Raw genomic sequence first — 22,973 nt, 5'->3', positions numbered from 1 at the left:
AAGCGGGTTTATAAAACCACTAAATTGATAAGTTCTATGCCGGTTTTAACCATAAATGACATTCGACAACACACGGTAGTTAGCGAACACAGCGTAGAAATTCGCCTTTCACTGCCCACCACTCCACTTAAAACGCAGCAGTGGGCAGAGCAGTTTTGCCAGCTATTTAATTTCACACTATCTGAGGCAGACTGGGGGGCAGACCGCTTTCAAGCCATACTTACGGCACAATCGAGCAATACTGACTTACAATGCATGCTGTGTATAGAATGGCTATGTGAAGCCATCTGGCTTGAACCTATAGGCACGCAGCAGTCTCCCGGCGTCATTAATGACTATCTTCAAAGCGTATAGCACGACATACTGCACAGAGTTGCGAGTTTGGCTTTTCAGCCAAACTCGTATTATTCTAAAGAAAACACGCGAGGAATCAGTAGACTTAGCGACTCTACGTTTTATCTTTGATAATTAAGCATCCTCTGATTAAGCGCTTGAAGGAATTAACAAGTGGTATTAGCCCGGCTAACAAAGTATGTATCAGCTTTGCTCATTAGTTGGGTAATGTTTAGCTTTCATGTTTTCGCGAGTAGCCCACTCGTTATCAATGAATCGTTCGAGCGAGACATTATTAATCATTTCGCCCAGCGTTTAGAAGCGCCGAGCAGCACGACTTACTTTGATATTCTAAGCGGCAGCGCCGTTGCCCCCTCGCCAGGACCTAACACTAATAAGCGGGTGTGGTATTCAACATCGCTTCAACACACTGGCTACAGCCCTATTCCCTTAGTGCTTAATATCGATAGACTAAACATAGACGACCTACAAATTTATTTGCTCGACGACAGTCAGCGAATTATCAAATCTTATCGCTATCAGGCCGGTAAAGGGGACTACTCGCTGCGCCAACCCCTGCCGAATATACGCCTCGCCTTTACACTTCAGCCCTATCAAGATGCGAGACTGTTAATTGCTGTTAAAGATGACGGCCTTAAGTATTTTCCAATCGCGCTATGGGAAAAAGATCGGCTTCATCAGCACGATACCAATATGCTTACGCTATTAGGTGCAGTAGCAGGCGTGATGTCGCTTATCGCCTTTTATTTTTTATTTTCCTATTTATATCAGCGTATTCCTTCTCGGTTCTGGCTCACTATGACAACCTTAGTCATTATCGCACTGCTTTTTATAACCGAAGGTGGCTTAGCCGTATGGCCCAACCTAACGAATGCCAGCGAAAACTTTTTCGCCGTATGCTTCGGCATGCTTTTATTGTGCGTTGGCAAAGTAACCCATCATCTGTTTCCTCGCGTACCTTTTTTATTGCGTGCAATTAATTATGCTGCGCCCATCGCCGCCACTATTTACTGCTTAACCGTTGATGCCTATACCACCACAATTTCCCTGCTACTGCTTATAGCGGTTATGGGCCTCTACCACGTGGCACTAGCCCTGTTATTTAAGGACAAGGTCAGCCGTGTGGTTAGCACTACCTACGCATTAGCATGGCTGTCGTTTTTCGCGTTCTATGCCTTAGTCACTCTGAATTTATTTAGCGACCTTATTTATACGGTTGATGTTGCCATGGGCATGCTGCTGTTCATCACCTTGGGGTTCTTGTGTCTAGGGTTCTCTGTCATTACCAAGGAGCAAGCCAAAAATCAGGATCAGCTATCTACGCAAGCAGAGACTATTTCAAACTTAAACCACTTCTATGATCTATTCAGAAATTCAGCCGAGGGACATTACACCTCTACCTGGGATGGAAAGCTAAAGTCGGTAAACCCTGCCATGTGTAAGGTATTTGGGTACGAGAACGAAGAGGAAATGCTTGCCGATGCAGCCAGCACCAAAGTTTTCTACGCCTCGCCAGAAGACAGACAAGTGCTACTTGGCGAGGTCTCTCAACAAGGTCATGTAACGGGTAAAGAAATTCGTGGAAAACGCAAAGATGGTAGTGAGTTTTGGTTCTCACTATCATGCCAGTTGAGAGAAAGCGACGACGGTAATTTCCTTTACGGTTCTATCATTGATATTACTGAGAAAAAACAGTCTGACTTAAGTCTTCAATACTTAGCTACTCACGATTCGCTTACCGGGGTATACAATAGACGCCAATTTGAAACTGACTTTAGAGAAAAACTCTCGCAAAAAAGCGATATTCCGGTTTGCATACTTTTTCTAGATTTAGACCGCTTCAAAGTTGTCAATGACACCTGCGGCCATAAAGCCGGCGACGTGTTGATAAAAGACATCGCCCGCTTAATTGAGAACACCTTGCATGATGAAGCGCTGCTAGCGCGACTCGGTGGTGATGAGTTTGGCGTCATTTATACAGACGTTGATGCTAACGAAGTATATCTAAACGCGGTAAAAATACTGAATGCGGTACAGGCCTATCGATTTATGTGGGATAACCGCATTTTTAATTTGGGCGTGAGTATAGGCATGGTGGTGTGTGAAGACACAGAGGTAAACGCGGGACAGTATTTGAGTATGGCTGACGCCGCCTGCTATTTCGCGAAGGAACAAGGCAGGAATCAAGTTCACAGATACAATAAAGACGACGAAAGTATGCAGCGTTATCAGAGAGAGCTCGACTGGGTATCGTCGATTAATAACGCATTAGAAGAGGGTCGCTTCGAGCTTTATTACCAGTCACTAAGGCCATTAAATCAAACCACCGACGGTCACTATTACGAGGTGTTATTAAGGCTTAGAGAAAAGGACGGTAACTTAGTAGAGCCCGCTAACTTTTTGCCTACCGCAGAACGTTTTGAGATGAATGTGAACGTCGATAAATGGGTGGTGACCAATACGTTTAAATGGCTATCGGAAAACCCTGAACACCTTGCTGAACTTAAGCGTTGCAGCATCAACCTTAACTGTCACTCTTTGGCAGATAGAGACTTCACCTTATTCATATTAAATGCCTTCGAAACCTTTAATATTCCTTACAACAAGGTGTGCTTCGAGGTCATCGAGTCGGTCGCCATTATCAAAATGGAAGATACCCTTTCCTTTATGCGCACCTTCAACCGACTGGGATGCTCATTCGCTCTTGATGACTTTGGCAGCGGGTTCTCTTCTTACAGCTACTTAAAAAGCTTGCCGGTGAGCCAGGTTAAGATTGACGGAATGTTTATCAAAGATATGCTCAACGACAGTGTAGACACCGCCATGGTCGCGTCAATTAATGATGTTGCGAAAGCGATGGGCATGCAGACCGTTGGCGAATTTGTTGAAAATGAAGGAACTCTGGCGCAGTTAGGCAAAATGGGTGTCGACTTTGCCCAAGGGTACGGCGTCGCAAAACCTGCCCCACTACGTGATTTTAAACCCCTGTAATAACCTTTCTTAATGCACACTGCGCGAAAAAAGTGATAGCACAAGCATCAACTCGCGTATAATAAAGTGGTAGACTTGCAAAAAAAGAAGTCGTCCCCACTTATTGCCTACTGTCCAAAGTGTAGAAGTAACATGAGCAGCAAACAGCCTAAATACGAATATGTCAGTACCGCAAAATTACCCACACGTATGGGTGATTTTAAAATACACGGTTTTGTAGAAGCCAGCGGCCAAGAGCACGTTGCCCTTTCCTATGGAGAGTGGAAAGAAGATGACGTGGTACCAATTCGTATTCATTCAGAGTGCTTAACCGGTGACTCTTTGTTTAGTACCCGTTGCGACTGTGGCTTCCAGCTAGAAAAAGCCATGCAAAATATCGTTGATAACGGTCATGGTGTGTTGCTTTACTTGCGACAAGAAGGGCGCGGAATAGGCCTTTTAAACAAAATTCGTGCTTATAACCTTCAAGATAGCGGCATGGATACGGTTGAAGCTAACGAACATCTCGGCTTTGACGCCGATTTAAGAAGCTATGATATTTGTAAGCTTATGCTGGATACGCTAAACGTAAAACACGTTGAGCTGATGACGAACAACCCTAAAAAGTTGGCGGCGCTTAAAGCATTAGGTATTGACGTGGTGGCGAGAAAGCCTATTGATCACGGCATTACCAAAGACAATAAAAATTATTTAAAAACAAAGACGGAAAAGCTAGGTCACGCCTTTGACCCCCACGTTTTCAAATAAATATGCTTAAGTAAACGAGCCTAATTAATCCCTTAAAGCGCCCACAAACTACGTGGGCGTTTTCTATTCAGGTTGGGTTAATTCTAGGTGGGTTATAACGTATACAGACTTACCACATTGCGCGTAAAAAGCGGTCGTAACCGCCTAATGGCAATGTAAGGAGAATGTATGAAAAGCATAACCTTATCTGTACTCTTTGCGCTTTCAAGCACAGCCGCACTACCTGCCTTAGCACAATCCAGTACGGGCTTTACCCAAACTTCTGCATCAACGCAGCAGTATTCTGATGCGCAATTAGACAGTGTGCTTGCCCCCATAGCGCTGTATCCAGATACATTACTTACCCATATCTTGATAGCTGCCACCTATCCATTAGATGTGGTGGCCGCTGATCGCTGGCGTCAAAGCAATAAGCACCTTACGCCTCAACAGGTAGATAATGTACTTGCCAATGTAAGTTGGGACCCCAGTGTAAAAGCCCTTGCGTCATTTACTGACTTGCTTAACACCATGGCGAATGATCTTCAGTGGTTACAGCAACTTGGCGACAATGTGCTAATTGACCAAAGCCGGGTTCTTGACCGTGTGCAGGTACTTCGTCAACATGCCCATAATACAGGCAACTTGGTGACTAACGACTATATTGAAGTTGAAACCGAACGCCGGCACACCCGTGAAGTCATTTATATCGAGCCCCGTCAGCGAGAGGTGGTATATGTGCCCTACTACGACCCCCACGTTGTATACGGTCATTGGTGGCATACAACATCGCCCGTACGCTGGCGCCATCAGGTAAGTTATCACCACCATAGCAATGTATTTTGGTCACCCAGTATACACCTTTCCACCGCTTTCTTTTTTGGCAGTGTTCACTGGCATAACCGCCATGTGGTGATTCACCGCGAGCCCGTGCGCCGGTATTATCGTGGCAGCCCCAGAAAGCGTGTAGTAAGCAAGAGTTATCGCCGCTGGGAACACAATACGGTGCATCGCCGTGCTCGCTACTCAAACCCCGTTCTGCATAGCGCCCCTTCACGCTTTGAAAAAGCGGGCGTGGCCCGGGCAAAGCATCTGTCTAACAAGCAAGGTACAATAAATCGCAAGCCGTCGATTGAGCACGCGTTAAAACGAAACCAATCCCATGTTAGAAGTGAAAAGCCACAAAGAAACAACACGTTAAAGCAGTTAAGACGAGATAATGCAAAAAGCGTAGCGCCAGTAAAAGCGCCGAAACGGTTTGCTAATCGAGGAGACGAAATACAGCGCTTGCCTAAACGACACGTTAATCGCCAGCACATTGAGAGAACACGCCCACAGCATCGCTCGATTGCACGGGAAAGCACTAAGCCAAAGCGTATTGAGCGAGCAAGCAACAATAGACCAGTAAAACGGGAGAAATCCAATCGGCAGGTATCTCGAGTAGAACGAAGCGTTTCGAGAGGCAATAGTGATAAGCACTGAATGTCTATTGAAGGTCTTTTTTCACGACACTTTAAAAAGGAATGTTAAACAACCGCGCAACGCTAATAGCGTTATCCGCCACCTGCGATGATATTTTTAAGGGCTTGCAGAGAAGGTTTTGCAAGCCCTTTTTGTATTCCTCTAGCTCTGCGCCTCATGACAATTGACTAATGCCTCGACGAAGCGAAGTGGCGACTGCTCATCTAAATTAAAATACAGCGATGGCTCGATAAGCTCCAACTCCATGATGGCCCATTCCCCTTTTTGACGAACCAAGTCCACTCGCGCATAGAGCGCTTCACAAGGCATCGCCAATAGCGCTTTTTGGGCAATATCCAATTGTTCACTGTCTACAGTAACTAAGTGTAAGCTTCCTCCATGCTCTTCTTGCACCCGAAAATCCCCTTGCTTGGGCACTTTTTTAATGGCGTGACTAAACGCGCCACCAAAGTAGAACAGCGAGTATTCCCCTTCTTCTACCACACTATTTAAAAAGGGCTGAACCATAAAATTTCGCTGCCCAAAGGTTTCACTTAATAGGTGTGCATCTTTTTCCCATGTGTCTCGCGATAGCTTAAAGGTATCGTCGGCATTAGCGCTTAAAACCGGCTTTATGACGAGGGTATCGCTATCGAACTTCAAAAAGGCATCGCCTATAACAGTGTTATTAAAGGTATCTCCCCACACCGTTTCTACAATGGGAACGCCTTTATTTTCTAAGTCTCTAAGATAATACTTTTCTATATTCCACTGCATAAGAGAAAGAGGGTTGAACAGTGTGGCGCGGGAGGCTTCTATTTGTTTAAGACAACACAGAAACGCATCGGCATCTTGCTGGTAATCCCAAGTGCTTCTTACAATAACATAGTCAAAAGCGTCCCAGTTCACCGACGCCGCATGCCAAGATATGGTGTCTACTATCCAGCCCTTTTGGTTGAAGTAAGGGATGAGTAATTCGTCATAGACAAAAAAGTCTTCAAGGTTATCTGTGGAAAGAAAGGCAACTGAAGGCATAAGAGGCTCCTTGATAATAGTAGAGACGACTTGAGGTAAGTAACGATTCACGACTAGCCTAAAGTTAAATAGCGCAAAATCTATACCTTACGTAAAATTGAGGGAAATTAGCACAGCCCACGCTTATAACCTACACTTTAATCCAAACACTTGTTGGAGAATGGCATGCAGTACCCTTGGCTCCTTGAAGGTCATAAAATTTTTCGCGTAGTAATCGTTGTTCAACTCGTCATTGCTGCTGCAATTGGCGTATTTACCGGAGAATTATTACCTGCATTTATCTTTGGCGTGCCAATCGCAGCGGTCCCTTTAATGTTAAGCTTTCAGTCGCCGTACTCTGCACTTAGCCGCCACGCCATGGCCATTGGGGTGCAGCTACTTACGGCACTGCATATTCACCAGTCGTTTGGATTGATTGAAGTGCACTTTGAAATTTTCGTATTACTCGCGTTTCTATCCTATTTTAGAGATTGGAAAGTGATAGCAACGGGTACGGCTGTGGTAGCCGTTCACCATATCTCATTTTTCTTTTTACAGGCGGGTGGCGCGCCACTTTTCATTTTCGAAGAAGGGCACATTAGCTTTTCAATTCTCCTCATGCATGCCGCGTTTGCGTTAGCTGAAGGTGGTGTATTGATGTACATGGCAAAACAAAGCCACCAAGAAGGTGCAGGCGCCGCTGAATTGCGTTTAGCCATTGATAACATGCAGCGAAGTGACGGCAAACTCGACTTAACAGTAGCATTAAATCGTCAAAGTAACATTGTGAAGCCTTTCGCCGAACTCATTGACCAAGTGAAGTCGCTAATTGAACTGGCCTCAAACCTTACCGATGATGTAGTCAATGGCTGCAATAAGATGGAGTCGGCGGCGAACAATATGTTCGAGATCAGTCGCAATACCGACCAAGAGCTCGCGATGGTTTCGGCATCATCTGAAGAGATTGCGCAAACCATGCAGCTTTCTACTGAGCAAACCACCCTTGCCAGCGATAAGGCGTCTGCTGCACAAACGTCTTCTCAAAGCACGCGCGATAGCATCTCCAACTCCAGTCGTACCATTGAATCGCTTCGTCATACGCTTAATGCAGCGGCCGATACAAACTCTGCCCTTAACGAGCAGTGCTCGCATATCTCTGAGGCAATGCGCTCAATCACTGCAGTCGCTGAACAAACTAACCTTCTAGCCTTAAATGCGGCTATTGAGTCTGCGCGCGCAGGTGAACACGGTAGAGGCTTCGCGGTGGTTGCCGACGAAGTGCGTACCCTCGCCATTCGCTCTAAAGAAAGTGCAGACCAGATTACCAGTATTACCGAGCAACTTGTTGCGCAAACCGCAAGCTCGGTAGATCAAATGCAAACCTGTATTCAGCTTGTCGATGAAGCCGTGGTATCTAGTGACAGCGCAACGTCGGCGATGACTGAGATTATGCAGCAAATTCGCGAGGCGAGCGAGAGCATGACTGAAATTGCAACGTCGGCCGTTGAACAAGAAACTGCGTCAGCCTCTATTGCACAAAGCACTGCCCGTTTAAGCGAATTCACTTCTGAAGAGTTAGCAACAGCCGAGTCTCTTGCCGAAGAAGTTGAAGTGTTGTCACAAGTTTCTAAGCGCATGCGCAGCGCCATCGAACGCTTTAAGCTTTAATGGTTATCGGCGAATTATAGGCGCTAGGAAACATGCGAAAACACCTAGGCTGGGCACTGTTAGTATTATGGGCGGTAAGCCTGCTCACCGCCCTGTTAGTGTATGGCCAGCGCCAGTTGTCTTCGTTTGATCCAGACGGAAAGCTTCTTCACCTTAGCACTGCGCCTAGCTTCGATACAAAGCTAGTTCAACTGCTTCACCATCAAAACATCAAGGCGGGCTCAGTTGTTCATGTAGGCACAATCTCGCGCTGCTATTGTGAATCGCTTACTTCGCCTCACCAAAACCAGCTGTTAGCCTCGCTTGGCGAAGGGTATCAAAGCGTTAGGCTTAACATAGACGAAGTGCCAGCACTACAAGCCATGCTTCACGCTGTCCCCGCCCTTATCGTTCTGGATAATCAAAATCAACTGCGCTATTTGGGCCCCTACGCCACAGGTTACGGCTGCTTTACAGGTAAAAACCTAGTAGAGCTAGTGGTAAGCTACGCCACCCAATCCCCTTATAACGGGGCCGTCATTAATGCTGATGCCCAAGGCTGCTTCTGCTAGTCACTGGCACAAATTATGTAAGCTATTCTTGTAAAGTCATTTATTGTCTGAAATACAGTCAAACTTGGGTATTTCTTACTCACATGTAATGTAAAGCAGCAAGGTTTACAAGGAGTCGAATATGTCTAAACGCGCCACCCTTTATCGTATGGTCATGCCGAACCATATTTGTCCTTTTGGGCTCAAGTCGAAAGACTTGCTGGAAAGAAAAGGCTTTGAGGTTAACGACCACCATTTAACGAGTCGCAGTGAAACCGATGCATTTAAAGAAAAGCATGAGGTAAAAACCACGCCCCAAACCTTTATTGATGACAAACGCATTGGCGGTTACGACGACCTAAGAGATTATTTTAACCTAAAGCAAGAAAGTGAATTTGGGTCTCGCTATACGCCCATTATCGTTATTTTCTCGTTAGCTGCATTGATGGTAGCTGCACTTATGCTAAAAGGCGGCCTAGCCGCTGATGTAGAACCGTTTGTGATGAACTTTATCGGTATCACTATGGTCATTCTCGCCTTACAGAAACTGCAGGATTTAGTCGCATTTTCAAACCAGTTTATCACCTATGATCTGCTGGCAATGAAGCACGTGCGTTACGCTTATGTTTACCCCTTTGCTGAAGCCTACGCTGGTTTAGGCATGCTCGCCGGACTACCTGCGCTTATGGTATCGCCAGTTTCTATATTCATTGGTGCAATCGGCGCTGTATCTGTCATAAAAGCAGTATATGTAGACAAGCGAGAGCTTAAGTGTGCCTGCGTTGGCGGTAATTCAGACCTGCCCCTTGGCTTTATCTCGTTAACAGAGAATCTCGCCATGTTTGGTGCAGGCCTGTATATGTTGGTTAACTGGCTCGCCCTCTAACATAGTTAGTTCGAGCTAAGCCGCAGAACGTCGCCCTCGTCCCTAAGGGGTTATCGATGACGGGCGACTCATCCCTTTAAGGTGGGCTACAACACTGCGCCCTAATGCGCTTAAATCATATCCCCCCTCTAACATGCTGACTATGCGCCCCTTGCAGCACTCATCGGCAATAATTCGCAGCTGCTCGCTTACCCAGAAATAGTCATCTTCAACTAACCGCAAGTGAGCCATTGGGTCTTCTGCATGAGCATCAAAACCGGCCGATATTAGGATGAGTTCTGGCTGAAAGTTGCGAAGGGCATCAAACCAGTGCTGCACTTTTTCTCGAAATACCTCACCAGTGGTTCCTGCGTCTAAAGGTACAGACAAGATATTACTGGCCGACACTGGTGAGCCACTGTGGGGGTAAAATGGGTGCTGAAAGCTGCTACACAGCATTATGCGTTGGTCGCCTGCAACAATTTGCTCGGTGCCATTGCCATGGTGAACATCAAAGTCGACAATCGCCACGCGTTTAAGCCCATAGTTTTGAAGTGCGTAACGGGCAGCTATAACAATGTTATTAAAAACGCAAAAACCCATCGCACTATCATAAGTGGCGTGGTGGCCCGGCGGCCTGGTTGCACAAAATGCTTGCCGGTCTTCACCATCCATCACCCAGTCTACCGCATTACAGCCTGCCCCCGCCGACTCTAACGCCGCGGTTAAACTATGTCGCATTAAGCCTGTGTCTTCGTCAAGCCAGGCTACGCTGTCTTTTCTTTCTGAATATTGTGTTTTTTCATGGTCGCTAAACATTGCCTGAGCAGCCTGTTCAAATACACTTTTTACATAGTAAGGGTCGTGGGCAAGCGTTAAGTAAGCTTCAGCAATAGGCGTAGCATCTGCGTGTTCACACACCATGTCTAAACCAGAGGAAAGGAGCTGATCGTCAATGGCAAACAAGCGGTCGGGCGACTCTGGGTGGTCTTTACCCAAATCGTGTTTAGTGCCATGTTTGCCGCGAAATATTTTTATTGTCATGTCAGTGAAGCCACATCGAGTACTAATTCTATGTCACTGGGGTCGCCAGTAAATTTTCTTTTGAATTGGGCCTGTTCAAATATGGCTATCATCGGACTGTTATCACCGCGTACATAGGCCATCATTTTTGCAATGCCCCGTACCTTGGCAACATTGATAAGCTCGTTTAAAAGCCGACTTGCCATCCCTTTGCCCTGCTGGGTTTCCCTGGTTACAAACGCCGCCTCACAGGTATTGTCATCAGGGTTATAGTAAAAACGTCCCACCGCATGAATGGTAATGCGAGAGCCTTCTTGCCTTACAATGCATAAGGCAGCATCAGCGCTTTGATCCACCGACACCAAATTGCATGACTTTTCACGAGACATTTGTTTAGGGTCGTAGTTATAACGCAGCCTCAGCGTTTCTTTGGTATGGGAATAGAAAAACTCTTGAAGACGCCGCTCATCAGCGGGGTTCAAGGGCCGCATATAGAAGGTTTCGCCTTGTATGTTGAGCTTTTTAAGCTGTATAGCACCTAATTCGGGTATATCGGTAGGGTACTTTTCTTGGTAATGGGGCACCCAATAATGCTGACGAACTTCTTCTAGCAAGGCTGCGCGAAATTTAGGGTGAGCAACACGAATAAGCTCTAATGCACGCTCACGAATGCTTTTGCCTTTAAGCGACGCAATGCCGTACTCCGTTACCACATACTGCACGTTGCCCCTGGACGTTACTACGCCTGCGCCTTCACTGATACGCGGAGTTATCCGAGAAATGGTTTCATTTTTTGCCGTAGACGGCAGCGCGATGATCGCCTTTCCGCCCTTGCTGATAGACGCGCCAGTGACAAAGTCTACCTGCCCGCCAATGCCGCTGTAAAAGTCATACCCTAGAGAGTCGGCCACCACTTGCCCGGTTAAATCCACTTCTAAGGCGCTGTTTATCGCCACCATATTATCGTTTTTGGCTATGTTAGTAGGCTTATTCACATAGCTGCTTGGGTAAAATTCAATATGAGGGTTACTATCAATTAGGTCGTAAAGTTTACGCGTGCCAATAGCAAAGCTCGTGACGATTTTACCCGGGTGAAAGGTCTTCTTTTTATTCGTAATTGCGCCCGACTCCAACAGTTCAATAATGCTGTCGGTCAGCATTTCGCTGTGAATCCCCAGGTCTTTGTGATTACACAAATACTTTAAGGTGGCGCTGGGAATTTTGCCAATACCAAATTGCAACGTCGCCCCGTCGTCAACAAGCATAGCAACATACTGCCCTATCCGTTCAGCGACCGAATCTATTGGCGGCGGCGACACCTCAACCAGTGGCTCTTCTGCCTCGATACAGGCGGTAATTTCACTAATGTGAATATAGGAGTGCCCAGATGTTCTAGGCACTTGCGGGTTAATTTGGGCGATGACTTTTTTACTTTGCCTAATGGCCGACATAGCGATATCTACCGCAGGCCCCAACGAGCAATAGCCAAATTCATCAGGGGGGCTTACGTTCACTAGCGCTGCATCAAGGGCAAGGGTACCATCGCTGAACAAACTTGAAATTTCAGACAGGAAAACCGGCGTATAATCTGCGCGTCCTTCATCTACGGCCTTGCGCATCGTATCACCACCAATAAAGAAGGTGTTCGCTTTAAATAAATTTTTGTACTCTTCTTTTACCCAGCGGGTGTCGCCTAATGCCAGCATGTGCACAAGCTCTATATCACTAAAACCTTCGCTGTTATCAATAAGGTGCTGCACGAGTGCGTGAGGTACTGACGCGTTCCCGCCAACGAAGACACGGCAACCAGATTTAATTAAAGAAGACCACTGTGGCGCTTGAGGTAAACTACATGTCATTTCCATCTGCCCTGTTCATAGCCATATCTCATCATGCCATAAAAATACGCCCATTCCTGCTTTTGAAGCCAAAAGCGCTATAAGCGATTGGTCGTAGGTTGTGTTTGACGTAAGCAGGTAGCAAAAAGCCCACCGAAGTGGGCTTTATGAATATCATAGTACATGGGGGTTAAGGCACGCCTTCAGCCAACACACCTTATGAATACAAAAGGTTAGTAGCGAAACTTTTCCAACCAGTTTCTGAAAAACGGCGAAATTACCGACTTACTATTTGCTAAACGGTGACCGTCGTTAAGTAACAAAAGCTGCGCTTTTTGATGACGAGCGTACTTAAGGCTGTTCTCAATTGGCACAATCTCATCGTTCCAGCCGTGCACCAAACTCACGTAACCGTCGTAGGGAAAACGCTGAACTTTGTAATTGGGCAAGTACAGCGCAGGCGCCATAAGGAAGACACCTCTCGCCGATATTTGGCTCGCCGCGGCGAGTGACACATAGCCGCCCATGCTCGAGCCCACTAAAACAACGTCATTACACTTTTCAGCAATGGTCTCTTTTAGGCGCTCTAAGCGGGCTTCGGGGCAATCGAGATCTTGATAATCGATACTCTCTACACCAAAGCCCATATCGTTCGCTACATTAGAAAGCGTGGTTATTTTACTGCCCCATGGACCGCTTTCTTTGCCGTGAGAAAAAACAACTGTGGTCATTACCAATATCCCTATGTAGAAGAATGAAACGTTTTTTTCTCACTCTAGCGCACTTGCTTATTGCTTGTCTTCTTTATGGAACAGTTTTTCTACCATCACGTAGAACATGGGCACAAAGAAAATAGCCAAGAATGTCGCCGCAAACATGCCGCCCATCACCGCAATGCCGATAGCGTTCTGACTTGCTGCTCCCGCTCCACTTGCCAGCGCTAGCGGCGTTACCCCAAGGATAAATGCCATAGACGTCATAAGAATTGGGCGAAAACGTTGGGAGGCCGCGTTAGATACGGCTGTCATTAAATCTTCACCGTTTTCGTACTGCTCTTTTGCAAATTCAACAATAAGAATCGCGTTCTTTGCAGCCAAACCCACCGTTGTTAAAAAGGCTACCTGCAGGTAAACATCATTTGGCAAGTTAAAGATGAACGCGGCGGTTACCGAGCCTAGTATACCCAAGGGAACAACCAGCATGACGGCAAAAGGCACCGACCAGCTTTCGTACAGGGCGGCTAAGCACAAGAACACGATCAAAATAGAAAGCGCATACAGCATGGGGGCTTGAGAGCCTGCTTCCTGTTCCTCGTAAGATAAGCCCGACCATTCAACCGCAAACCCTGACGGTAGTTGACCAACCAGCTTTTGCATTTCAGCCATCGCTTCACCAGAGGACACGCCAGGTGCTGCACTACCTTGAATGTTCACCGATGAAATACCGTTAAAGCGCTCCAGCTTAGGTGAGCCATACACCCACTCTGTCGTAGAGAAGGTGCTAAATGCCACCATTTCGCCGTCGCTGTTGCGCACAAACCACTTATCTAAGTCTTCAGGGGTCATACGATGCGGCAAATCAGCCTGCATATATACGCGCTTAATACGCCCCTTATCGATAAAGTCGTTGACGTAGCTTGAGCCCCAAGCAATTTGAAGCGCGTTATTAATCTCACTTAAATTCAAGCCGAGTGCCGATGCTTTCTCACTGTCGATATTAATCTTAAACTGAGGAACATCACTTAAGCCATTGGGGCGCACACCTGCAAGTTTCGGGTTCTGCGCAGCCATACCCAGTAGCTGGTTACGGGCATTCATTAAGGCTTCATGACCGTTTCCACCGCGATCCACCAGCTGCATATCGAAGCCTGTCGCGTTGCCTAACTCCATAATGGGTGGCGGTACAATGGGAAAGGCCGAGGCATCTTGAATTTGGCTAAAGGCACCAAACGCGCGCTGCGTAACCGCGAATGCAGAATCACTCTCGTCTCGCACGCTCCAATCGTTAAAGTTTAAGAACGCCATGCCGGCATTTTGCGCTTGACCTGCAAAGCTAAAGCCCACTACCGCAAACATACCGTTAACTGCGTCGCTTTCCTGCTCAAGAATGTAGTCTTCAACCTGTTTAATTGACTCTAGCGTTCGCCCTGCTGTTGCCCCTGGCGGTGTGCTGACGAGCACCATCATTCGCCCTTGGTCTTCATCGGGAAGGAACGCACCTGGAAGCTGGCTAAATATGAACGCCATACCGCCCACTAATAACCCGTACACCACGAAATAGCGCTTAAATCGTTTCGCCATGTGAGTGGTGGTTCTTTGATAGCGGTCACGCCCCTTGTTAAAGGTGCGGTTAAACCAGCCAAAGAAGCCTTTGTTCTTGTCATGATCTTCGGAATGCTGTTTTAACAACGTGGCGCACAACGAAGGGGACAGCACAATGGCAACTAATACTGAAAACGCCATCGCCGACACGATAGTCACAGAGAACTGGCGGTAAATCGCCCCCGCAGAACCGCTAAAGAACGCCATGGGAATGAATACGGTTGAAAGAACGGCTGCAATACCTACCAACGCCCCCGTAATCTGAGACATCGACTTTTTAGTGGCTTCGGCAGGCGAAAGGCCTTCCTCTTCCATAATACGCTCAACGTTTTCTACAACTACGATGGCGTCGTCCACTAACAGCCCGATGGCAAGCACCATGGCAAACATGGTCAGTACATTAATACTAAAACCAAAGGCCAGTAGCACGGCAAATGTACCCAGTAAAACAACAGGTACCGCAATAGTAGGAATAAGAGTGGCACGCCAGTTTTGAAGGAAAAGTAGCATCACCAAAAATACCAACACTACCGCTTCAATTAAAGTATGTACCACCGACTCAATAGATAGCTCGATAAAAGGTGAGCTATCGAGCGGATAAACCACTTTTACGCTATCAGGTAGGTTTGAACGTAACTCTTCCACTCTGGCTTTTACGGCTTTTATCGTATCTAGGGCATTAGCCCCCGACGCTAAGCTGATGGCCATGCCAGAAGCAGGCCTTCTATCGTAGCGAACAATAACATCGTAACTTTGTGCACCAAGCTCTACCCGCGCAACATCTCGTACTCGCACTTGCGAACCATCGGTATTTACGCGAAGTACGATGTTCTCAAAATCTTCTACGGTCTGTAGGCGGCTTTGCGCTTGAATAGTCGCGTTTATTTGCTGGTTTTCAATAGCCGGTAAACCACCTAATTGCCCTGCTGAAACATCAGTGTTTTGAACCTGCACGGCTGCCTGAACATCCGTGGGGGTCAGGTTATAGCTATACAGTTTATCTGGGTCTAACCAAATGCGCATAGAACGCTGCGCACCAAAAACCCGCACATTACCTACCCCGTTTACACGGGATATTGGGTCTTGGAAACTCGACACTAACATGTCGCTCAGATCATACTGCGTCATGCTGTCGTCTTCAGAATAAAAACCCACCGCCAGTGCAAAAGCACTGTTCGCCTTAGTTACTGTTACCCCTTGCTGCTGCACTTGGGTTGGCAACAGCGGCAAAGCGCCTTGCACCTTGTTTTGCGTTTGAACTTGCGCAATATCAGGGTCGGTACCGGGTTCGAATGTTAACGTTATCGATAGGCTGCTGTTCGAGCTACTTGCCGAGAAATAACGCAAATTGTCGATACCCGTTAGGCTTTGTTCGATAACCTGCGTTACCGAGTTTTCAACGGTTTCTGCCGACGCTCCAGGGTAGGTTGCCGAAATGGTCACCGAAGGGGGAGCCACCTTGGGATATTGCTCAATTGGCAGTGAAGTAATGGCAAGTACACCAGCCATCATAGTGATAATTGCGAGCACCCATGCAAACACGGGCCTGTCTATAAAAAAACGAGCCATATTACTTAAATCCCTTGCTTGCTATCGTGAGCCACGTGATGACGGTTGCCATTCAGACGGGTTAACTTTTGCACCAGGTTTAACCTTCTGATACCCAGTTACAATGACCTTCTCGCCCTCACTCACGCCGTTTAAAACCACATACTGATCGCGGTAAATCTTGCCAATTTCTAAGGTTCGACCTTCAACTTCATTGTTCTTGTTAACAACATACACAGACAACGAGCCGTCAGGCTGGCGAGTGGTGGCACGCTGAGGGATTAATAGCGCGTTTTCACGGCCAGTGATAACGTGGCCTTTTACAAATAACCCTGGCAGTAACACGCCTTCAGGGTTTGGCATTTCTGCGCGAAGGGTGACTGAGCCCGTGCTCTCATCAACGGTGACTTCAGAAAATTTTACGCTTCCGGTTTGTTCATAGCGCTTACCGGTCACTTCATCGACCGTCAACTCTACGTCCATAGAGCCTTGCTTACGCATTGATTGGCGCAATGTGATAATTGACGACCCTGATTCTTGCATATCAATAAAAACAGGATCTAACTGGGTTATGGTGGCAAGCTGCTGTGCCTGATTGGTAGTGACAAGGGTACCTTCGGTTACAAACGAACGGCTAATACGCCCGCTTATCGGCGCGTATACCTTGGTATAGCCCATATTTACTTTAGCCACATCAACTGCGGCTTCAGCCACACTAATGGCGGCCTGCGCCTGGTCTTTTTGGGCAATAACGTCGTCGTATTCCTGCTTACTTACCGCATTTTGCGCCACAAGGTCGTCGTAACGGCGAGCTTTCGCTTCCAGTGTTTTAAGGTTTGCCTCTACGCTTTTTAAATCAGCCTTAGCACTATTTAGCTGCGCCAGGTAGCGTGCCTCGTCAATTTGATAAAGCTGCTGACCTTTTTCTACATAAGCGCCTTCTTCAAATAGGCGCTCGGTAATAACACCATCTACCTGGGGACGCACCTGAGACTGACGAGACGGGCTAACTCTGCCCGGCAACACCATTTCATGTACTACAGGTTGTTTTTCCAGCGTAACTACCGATACGGAAGGTGCAGGCTTACCTTGCTGAGCACCTTGCTGCGCTTGCTCACCTTCGTTCGAACACCCAATAACGCCCAACAGGGTTATTAATGCTGCAGTAACATAAAAAATGCGACTCATAAATTTTCTATTTCCCAATAACGTTTACAGAACACGGCCTTTGTTCCGTATTTCCAATATAAAACTAAGAATGTTTGCTTCCAATGCGCCTAATTATCTACAGCCCTACTAGACCGATACGATGATAATCGGAAGAGGTGTGGCACAGTTAAACGCTCGTTAGTACGAATCTGCGCTCTTATCGTTCATATTGTGCGCATTTATACATCAGAATAAAAGAGAATGAAGCTGAAGTTACCGTTGTTGTCGTTTAACTGCCGTAGGCCATATACATTATACGAATAATGCGAAATTATACGCTCAGTATCATTCTATTTTGCCGAATTTAGCGAATAGTACGCACATAGCATCTGATATGCCTGAATAACCTTTTGCGCCTGTTGCCCATTACCCCCTTTATCAGGATGCACGCGCTGAAGCGTTTTTTTGTAGGCGCGCTTTAATGACATGCTCGATACGCCATCCGCCTCATTTACCCCTAGTAAGTCGTGGGCATTATCAATATCACTTTGCTGATAGTTGGCGGTTCGCAACCCTGCCATGCGCTGCCAAAACCCGTTTAATAATGTTTCAACGCTATCGCGGTCGGTCTTCTCGAAGTTAGACCAATCCAAGTAGTATTCAGCCAGCTTATCTGGTTCCGTTATTACTTTGCCTCTTAATTTGGCCCCGTCGTTTTGCTCAGCGTCTGATTTATCAATGGGCTTTAACGAAATTTTGAGCGCATGAATATCTAACTCGCCTTCATTTCGCTCGCGCCAATTGCGTTTCAATTGATAAAGCGCGTGAAACAAAACGAAATGGGTTTTAAAGAGAATAAGTGGGTCACGCAGCGCGTCTTCATCGAAAAACTGATAGGGGGCTTTTTTCAACAGCTCGATAAGCGCGTATTCGCTAATACCCTTTATAAAAAAAGGCTTGAAGGTAGAGAGAAGGTCAACCAACAACTCAGCTTGTTGTACGTAAATAGCTTCATCGACTGTCTCACTTTGCAATGCGACTTACCTTTTTTAGATTCGGGCTGTAGAGAGTTTTTACTTAAATAAAAGGGCTCAGCAAAATAAACGGCCCCCATTTTTATTGCGAGAAACTAATCCAAAATTCCCATTTGCCTGTTAAAGTAGGTTGGTCAAACTAAAATAACAACCTTGGAGTTCACTTGAAAGCACTCATTGCCCTAACCAGCATAGTTGGTTTTCTCATGGTGGTATTGCCTGGCCCACTGTATCAATATGCTGGCGTCAGCCTAGGCACCGCGTTTACATCGTTACGCTTCGGCGTATATGTCGGCGGCGCAGCCATCATACTTATTATTTTGCAGGTATTACTAAACCGTAAAAACGTAAACTGGGGCAGTACGCTTGTTTGCGCTATTCTTGCGCTAATTGCGGTAGGCATGCCGGTTAGCATGATGAGCAAGGCAAGCGCGGTTCCCCCCATTCACGATATCACCACCGACGTGACAAACCCACCCGAATTTGTAGCTATCGCACCACTGCGCGAAGGCGCGCCTAACTCGGTAGCCTATGAAGGCGGCGACGTCACCAAACAGCAGATAGAAGCCTACCCTGAAATTAAAACTCAACTGTTGCCACAGCCCGTCAATGAAGTTTATATGGCCGCAGAGAAAGCGATAGAGGCACTGGGTTGGGAACGCGTTAGCGATGGCGCTTTACCTAACACACTGGAAGCCACCGACACCACCACTTGGTTCGGCTTCAAAGACGACGTGGTTATCAGGTTAACCGCTAAAAGCGATGACACCTTGGTTGATGTACGCAGTAAATCACGCGTAGGGAAAAGCGATTTAGGCAAAAATGCTGAGCGTATTGAAACCTTTATGGCCGAACTTAGAAGCCAGCTAGGGTATTACTAAATATAGCCCCACGCTTGCATAATTGAGGCGTAGAAAGGTAAAAAAGCCCGTTCACAATGAAAAGCGAACGGGCTTTTTATTTGCTTTTGGCCGCTCAGGTTGGCCGCCTCCACATTAGTGCGCTAGTTTAAGTACAACAACGCCCGCCACAATAAGCGCCACGCCAAAATAGCGTGCTAACGACGCAGGGTCGCCGTAAAACATCACGCCTACCAAAAACGTGCCCGCTGCCCCTATGCCCGTCCATACAGCATACGCCGTACCTATGGGAATTTGTTTTTGTGCCATCCAAAGGCAAAAACCACTGGCAGCCATAAAACCTGTGGCCAGTAGAATGCCCATGACACGGGTTTCCGCCTCTTGCGACATTTTAAGTCCTACGGGCCAGCCAATTTCCAGCAAGCCCGCCGTTATCAAATAAATCCAGCTCACCTGTATATCCTTTAAATCAGTGGTTTGACTTACCGCAGCAGTATACCGTTTCAACGAAAGCCTGGGGTTCAACGCGTCTTAGAATTTTGCGACTCAGCGTGTCTTAGCTAAAGGCTTGCCAACTGTATACTTACCATCCCCAACACGGCCGCATTTAGGCGGTTAAACCAGCGCCAAAAATTGGGACGTTGCATATGATGGGCAAAGCGCGCGGTCAGGGTGCTTAGCCCCACAAACCACACTACGGATGCCCCAATCGCACCGCCCACAAACCACCATTTATTTTCTTGCCACTGACTCGCCAAATTTCCCATTAGCAATAGCGTGTCTAAGTAAAAATGTGGATTAAGCCACGTTACTGCCAATGCAATTAACAGCGCCTTTTTAAACGACAGTTGCTTTTTCGCCATCGCTAACACCAAGGCATCATTTGCTAACGACGACTTAATCTTGTTAAACGCTATCCATAACAAAAATGCTACGCCAGCCCATTTGGTCACCGTCACTAGCATTGGATACTCTTGCAACAACAAGCCAAAGCCCATCGCACCCAGGCTAATTGAAATGGCATCGCTAAGAATAAACAGTAAAACGAATAGGGTGGTCCACTGCTTTTTCATCGACTGCTCAATCAGAAAGCTGTTTTGTGCGCCTACTGCGATGATAAGGGTACCGCCCATCACGAAACCACTTGTTGCTGCCGCCAACATGTTGTCTGCCTCTTAAAGTAAATAGATAAATAAAATAGAACGAGCTGGTTGCTCATCATTGACTATCAATACGCCGTAGCAACCTAAATAATTGGCTTGATTTTATACACCTTAAGCAGCTAAATTAAATTAATGATTTTTGTCTTTGATAAGCAAAATTAATACTAATAACCTTCTTTTCACAGGATCACCATGCTCGACTACGACGCGCTACGATGCTTTCACGAAGTTCTTCGCTACGGAGGGTTTGAAAAGGGCGCGCAGGCGCTAAATCTTACGCAATCGGCGGTTTCTCAGAAGATAAAACGCTTAGAGCAAAGTGTGGGTGGCCCGGTGATGGTGCGTACTAAGCCATTGAAAGCAACACCGCTTGGGAAAGAGCTGCTTGCTCATATACAGAAAGTGAGTGTGCTTGAAGAAGCATTAAATATAAAAAGTGGTTTAGAAGCCTCGGCAGCACCTATCAGTATAGCAGTGAACAATGATGTGCTTGCCACGTGGTATTCACAAGTTATGGCTTCATTCAGTGAAAAGCACGCCAATCCAGTGCACATCGTCAACGCAGATCAAACCCAAACCAGAGAGATATTACAACAAGGGCGGGTTATGGCATGCATTAGCCAAACGGGAACACCTGTCACCGGTGGCCAGTCGGTCAGGTTAGGCACCATGCGCTACCAGCTGTATGCTTCGCCTCGTTTCATAGAGCGGCATCTTAGTAACGGAATATCGCCTGAACATGTAATGAATACGCCGGGGCTTTTGTACGATGAATACGATGTAACGCTACTTACCGACTATCAAAGGGAATGTTTAAATATTGCGCCTACGTTTACTACCTGTCACTGGTATCCCTCGTCTCATGGTTTTGTAAAAATGGCGTTAGATGGCGTGGTTTGGGCGCTGCTGCCAACACTTCAGGTAGCGCAAGAGGTCAAAGAGGGTGAGTTAATCCCACTGTTTCCCAAAAAAGAGCTGGGAGTACCGCTGTTTTGGCATTGGACTACGCTTGAGTCAGCAGCACTTGCCGATTTAACCACAGCAGTTAAAAAAGTGGCCAAGGCACAACTCACGTGAATTTTTATTCGCTATAAAGACGCGAACCCGGCGCTTGTGTGTTGCTCTTTTACACTTGAAAATTTATTTCCGATAGGCCATTAAGCCGCGGCCTTGCAAACAAAAAGCCCTGAAACCTTTGAACACCTACATGCTGAAGCCACAGCCACTCTTCCATTGTTTCGACGCCTTCCACAACCAGTGGAATGCCCATTGCATTACCAAACTCTAACACAGCTTCAGTAATTGCCTGACGATGACCGTCTTCATGAATACCTGTAGTAATCTTTCTATCGAGTTTTATTATATCGGGCGAAAAATCTGCGAGCAGAGATAAACCAGCGTACCCTGCACCAAAGTCATCGATAGCGATTTGAATTCCGCGCGAGCGTATACGCGCAATAACGTCGTAGAATGCAGCGCTTTCACTAATAATTTCCGTTTCCGTGACCTCTAGCACCAGTTGTTTTGGTTTTAATTTATGTTGATTTAATAAAGAGCACAAATAGTCAGCCACATTGGGCATATGTGTGATAGCGCCCGGGCATAAATTTACCGAAAGTGATTGGGATGGGTTGAGTAACTTAGCCCCTTGGGCTATTGCTATAGCCTTAGTCTCAAGGTCAAACTTATATTTTTCATCACCGTGTAAACTGTCGAGGATAGCTTCAGGGTATCTGCCGTCGTCAGCTCTTAATAACGCTTCTATTGTTGAGACTCTGCCTTTAAACGTATCAACAATGGGCTGGAAAGCGAACTGAATGTTGGAGTTTTCGAAAGCATCTACAGATGCAGCTTTAACTGCCACTTTCGCGTTAATTTTCTTGCGATCGTCATCACTCAAGCAGTTTCGCCATTTACCTGAAGCAAAACTGTTTAGTAACGCAAATATTCGACTTTCTCGATTAAGGTTTAGGTCTGAGGGCAGCCAGTAACAGCGACTACCTTGATTAACCAGCAGGGTTCTTAAAAGCCAAGCACCAAAGTTACGTTCGTGAATAACAATTTCTGTTACCTTTACGATAGCACTGTGACGCCTGTCCTTTTTGATATGTTCATAGAGCGCTTCGACTTTTTCGCTTTCTCCTTCAAGCACTTGAAAAAAGTATTCACCATCGAATAACAAAATACCTGTAATGCCATTTGGCTCATTGTACGGTAGGGAGTCTGACATTATTTTCGATAAATCTTCCTCACTAAATTTTTCCGTAGCTTTGCTTCGATAAATCAATTGCTTAAGCACGTGACACTCCGCGTATTAAAATAATGACACTCCTCTATTGTGGTTTTGACGATATATTTCCTGCTGAGCAAGCCTATATTTGTTCGTACTATCCGAGTATAGACAAGACTACCGCTTCACGACAAAGTT

At 46.5% G+C, this 22,973-nt stretch carries 19 protein-coding genes; 9 read left to right on the top strand and 10 right to left on the bottom strand.

All coding sequences use genetic code 11. From position 1 onward, the window contains the following. The first annotated feature begins 36 nt into the window (after nt 1–36). The 4 genes from ACTRWF_RS06720 (at nt 37) to ACTRWF_RS06705 (ending at nt 5,553) form a co-directional block, all read left to right on the top strand. The gene (locus ACTRWF_RS06720) at nt 37–354 is read left to right on the top strand and encodes a DUF3630 family protein (protein WP_012516714.1); all 318 of its coding nucleotides are present in this window, start codon (nt 37–39) and stop codon (nt 352–354) included. Between the two features lie 153 nt (nt 355–507). After that, the gene (locus ACTRWF_RS06715; protein WP_462835281.1) at nt 508–3,345 is read left to right on the top strand and encodes an EAL domain-containing protein; all 2,838 of its coding nucleotides are present in this window, start codon (nt 508–510) and stop codon (nt 3,343–3,345) included. Between the two features lie 132 nt (nt 3,346–3,477). Then, on the top strand, nt 3,478–4,092 hold the full coding sequence (gene ribA, locus ACTRWF_RS06710) for a GTP cyclohydrolase II (RefSeq protein WP_012516712.1): 615 nt from the start codon (nt 3,478–3,480) through the stop codon (nt 4,090–4,092). A 168-nt stretch (nt 4,093–4,260) separates the two neighbouring features. Beyond that, the gene (locus tag ACTRWF_RS06705) at nt 4,261–5,553 is read left to right on the top strand and encodes a DUF3300 domain-containing protein (protein WP_462835280.1); all 1,293 of its coding nucleotides are present in this window, start codon (nt 4,261–4,263) and stop codon (nt 5,551–5,553) included. A 141-nt stretch (nt 5,554–5,694) separates the two neighbouring features. Here the strand turns inward: ACTRWF_RS06705 and ACTRWF_RS06700 are convergent, their stop codons facing one another. Further along, nucleotides 5,695–6,567, bottom strand: coding sequence for an ATP-grasp domain-containing protein (locus ACTRWF_RS06700; RefSeq protein ID WP_348681233.1), 873 nt, complete (start codon nt 6,565–6,567; stop codon nt 5,695–5,697). A gap of 165 nt (nt 6,568–6,732) precedes the next feature. Between ACTRWF_RS06700 and ACTRWF_RS06695 the strand changes: the two genes are divergently transcribed. The 3 genes from ACTRWF_RS06695 (at nt 6,733) to ACTRWF_RS06685 (ending at nt 9,630) form a co-directional block, all read left to right on the top strand. Beyond that, nucleotides 6,733–8,214 carry a methyl-accepting chemotaxis protein gene (locus tag ACTRWF_RS06695; RefSeq protein ID WP_462835279.1) on the top strand — a complete coding sequence of 494 codons (1,482 nt, stop codon included), beginning with the start codon at nt 6,733–6,735 and terminating at the stop codon, nt 8,212–8,214. 32 nt (nt 8,215–8,246) lie between these two features. Next, on the top strand, nt 8,247–8,765 hold the full coding sequence (locus tag ACTRWF_RS06690) for a DUF6436 domain-containing protein (protein WP_462835278.1): 519 nt from the start codon (nt 8,247–8,249) through the stop codon (nt 8,763–8,765). 121 nt (nt 8,766–8,886) lie between these two features. Next, on the top strand, nt 8,887–9,630 hold the full coding sequence (locus ACTRWF_RS06685) for a MauE/DoxX family redox-associated membrane protein (RefSeq protein WP_015065937.1): 744 nt from the start codon (nt 8,887–8,889) through the stop codon (nt 9,628–9,630). A 42-nt stretch (nt 9,631–9,672) separates the two neighbouring features. On the opposite strand, the gene ACTRWF_RS06680 is transcribed toward ACTRWF_RS06685, so the two are convergent. From ACTRWF_RS06680 to ACTRWF_RS06655, 6 genes are all read right to left on the bottom strand, one after another. Then, nucleotides 9,673–10,653 (bottom strand): histone deacetylase family protein, encoded by a 981-nt coding sequence (locus tag ACTRWF_RS06680; RefSeq protein ID WP_024015488.1) that lies wholly within the window; start codon nt 10,651–10,653, stop codon nt 9,673–9,675. Continuing rightward, the gene (locus ACTRWF_RS06675) at nt 10,650–12,491 is read right to left on the bottom strand and encodes a bifunctional acetyl-CoA hydrolase/transferase family protein/GNAT family N-acetyltransferase (RefSeq protein ID WP_012516705.1); all 1,842 of its coding nucleotides are present in this window, start codon (nt 12,489–12,491) and stop codon (nt 10,650–10,652) included. The genes ACTRWF_RS06680 and ACTRWF_RS06675 overlap by 4 nt, the downstream gene beginning before the upstream one ends. 212 nt (nt 12,492–12,703) lie before the next feature. Then, nucleotides 12,704–13,201, bottom strand: a complete 498-nt coding sequence (locus tag ACTRWF_RS06670; RefSeq protein WP_012516704.1) for an alpha/beta hydrolase — start codon at nt 13,199–13,201, stop codon at nt 12,704–12,706. A gap of 57 nt (nt 13,202–13,258) precedes the next feature. Then, the gene (locus ACTRWF_RS06665) at nt 13,259–16,360 is read right to left on the bottom strand and encodes an efflux RND transporter permease subunit (protein ID WP_462835277.1); all 3,102 of its coding nucleotides are present in this window, start codon (nt 16,358–16,360) and stop codon (nt 13,259–13,261) included. 21 nt (nt 16,361–16,381) lie between these two features. Further along, nucleotides 16,382–17,527 (bottom strand): efflux RND transporter periplasmic adaptor subunit, encoded by a 1,146-nt coding sequence (locus tag ACTRWF_RS06660; RefSeq protein WP_012516702.1) that lies wholly within the window; start codon nt 17,525–17,527, stop codon nt 16,382–16,384. 311 nt (nt 17,528–17,838) lie between these two features. Next, complete coding sequence (locus tag ACTRWF_RS06655) at nt 17,839–18,522, bottom strand: DNA-J related domain-containing protein (protein WP_015065934.1); 684 nt, start codon at nt 18,520–18,522, stop codon at nt 17,839–17,841. Between the two features lie 164 nt (nt 18,523–18,686). On the opposite strand from ACTRWF_RS06655, the gene ACTRWF_RS06650 reads away from it, so the two are divergent. Next, entirely contained in the window at nt 18,687–19,403 is a 717-nt protein-coding gene (locus ACTRWF_RS06650) for a DUF1499 domain-containing protein (protein WP_020742648.1), read from the top strand. A gap of 114 nt (nt 19,404–19,517) precedes the next feature. On the opposite strand, the gene ACTRWF_RS06645 is transcribed toward ACTRWF_RS06650, so the two are convergent. Then, nucleotides 19,518–19,835 carry a DMT family transporter gene (locus ACTRWF_RS06645; protein ID WP_020742647.1) on the bottom strand — a complete coding sequence of 106 codons (318 nt, stop codon included), beginning with the start codon at nt 19,833–19,835 and terminating at the stop codon, nt 19,518–19,520. Nucleotides 19,836–19,942: 107 nt separating this feature from the next. Further along, on the bottom strand, nt 19,943–20,545 hold the full coding sequence (locus ACTRWF_RS06640; protein ID WP_020742646.1) for a LysE/ArgO family amino acid transporter: 603 nt from the start codon (nt 20,543–20,545) through the stop codon (nt 19,943–19,945). Nucleotides 20,546–20,737: 192 nt separating this feature from the next. Between ACTRWF_RS06640 and ACTRWF_RS06635 the strand changes: the two genes are divergently transcribed. Then, on the top strand, nt 20,738–21,622 hold the full coding sequence (locus ACTRWF_RS06635) for an ArgP/LysG family DNA-binding transcriptional regulator (RefSeq protein ID WP_020745176.1): 885 nt from the start codon (nt 20,738–20,740) through the stop codon (nt 21,620–21,622). 49 nt (nt 21,623–21,671) lie between these two features. Here ACTRWF_RS06635 and ACTRWF_RS06630 read toward each other — a convergent pair whose 3' ends face one another. Beyond that, a complete protein-coding gene (locus ACTRWF_RS06630) occupies nt 21,672–22,844 on the bottom strand; it encodes an EAL domain-containing protein (RefSeq protein WP_462835276.1) in 1,173 nt (390 codons plus the stop codon). Between the last annotated feature and the right edge of the window lie 129 nt (nt 22,845–22,973).

The sequence above is a fragment of the Alteromonas sp. G5_S2_22_S1 genome (genome assembly GCF_054968525.1).
This window is presented reverse-complemented; position numbering and strand designations above follow the sequence as displayed.